A 1,305-nucleotide genomic window follows, 5' to 3' on the forward strand; every position below is an offset into this window, starting at 1 on the left:
ACAACGCCTGACAGGGGAACGGAGGGGAAGGGGGTACTTTGTTCGGTGCTAGACTGATATTTCAGTAAGCCAGACAGGAGCCAGAAAAAGATATTTATCAGAAAAGTCATGATCAAGCTAGAGGTTTAAAGACTGAGCGGGTTCCAATTATTTTTATTAATAAATATTTTACACAATTCATACCAGGTAAGCAAGAGAGCTACGCCACTACTACCGAATCATTACCTTGCGGCATAACGGTTTAGTTGAGCCGCCTCAGTCAAACTCTGACTTTTACAGATCGCTTTTGATAAAGTCGGCTCCAACGCAGTGTTAGGCTTTTCGCTAAGGGTAGGGTAATACATTTAAATTTTGAATAAATCGGTAGTCTCGTTGATTCTTGGTGATAAAAGGGTAATTCCATATTATTGCTGTACCTGCAATCAAGCCATCGGCAATCAGCAAACCGTGACTTAGCCGATACAAGCGAAGTAAGTCAACCGCTTTGTCTGAAATAGGTTGGTCAATTCTGATTACATCAAACTGTTGAAGGAATTTTTCCAGCGTCCGTAACTCTGACTTGTTAGTGCAGCCAACAATTAGTTCCATTTGTGTAACTACGCTAATTGCTAATCTGGAACTTGATTGTAGCCTTTGCAGACAATTGACTGCTTCAGGAATACCACGACCAACATCAATGATTATGTCGGTATCTACGATAGTTGAACTAGCCATTTGTCTTTGACCACTCGCTTTCTCGTAAATTTCGCACCCAAGTAGTACTATCTAAATCTTGACGATCGCGCCACATTCCAACAAAGGGATCATTAACTAAATCAACATTTGACGATGCAGACAGAGGTTCAGAATATATGTACTTTTGTTTCAAAAAAGCGATCAGGCTGACTACTTGGCTCTGTGCTTCAGCAGGCAAAGATAAAAATTCACCTAAAATCTCATGAGTCATGGTTGTATCCTCCCCTATATCACGCCCAAAAGCGTGTTAGCCAGATTAGCTTACCGCAAACAGCCTCCTTTAAGGAGACCTTTCACAGAAGCCTTCTGGGAATGTAGCAAAGATTCTTGTATCTGGCTGCACTTTGTCACAAAATTTCACTATTATTTCGGGTAAGGTATGGTAAATCTCTTGATAGATAGGGTTTACTGAAAAAGTTTGTTGGTGGGGCTAGGGTGTGGGGTGTGGTGCGATTCGTTGGCTAGAAACTAGACAGTAAGACGTTTAGAGGATTAGCCGCTTGGTAAATGTAGTACCTTGATAACTTTATAACCCTACAGGTGCGGGTTAGTAATAACCTTAGTCCTGTC

2 protein-coding genes are annotated in these 1,305 nt (G+C 41.4%); both read right to left on the reverse strand.

Annotated features, from left to right (window positions below; genetic code table 11):
* Positions 1 to 324 precede the first annotated feature (324 nt).
* Positions 325 to 714 carry a type II toxin-antitoxin system VapC family toxin gene (locus tag PX482_RS09755; protein WP_002763446.1) on the reverse strand — a complete coding sequence of 130 codons (390 nt, stop codon included), beginning with the start codon at positions 712 to 714 and terminating at the stop codon, positions 325 to 327.
* Positions 707 to 946, reverse strand: a complete 240-nt coding sequence (locus PX482_RS09760; RefSeq protein WP_002739406.1) for a hypothetical protein — start codon at positions 944 to 946, stop codon at positions 707 to 709. The genes PX482_RS09755 and PX482_RS09760 overlap by 8 nt, the downstream gene beginning before the upstream one ends.
* Positions 947 to 1,305: the final 359 nt, after the last annotated feature.

This window comes from Microcystis sp. M53602_WE12 (genome assembly GCF_030065455.1).
In the GTDB taxonomy this organism is placed as follows: Bacteria; Cyanobacteriota; Cyanobacteriia; order Cyanobacteriales; family Microcystaceae; genus Microcystis; species Microcystis aeruginosa.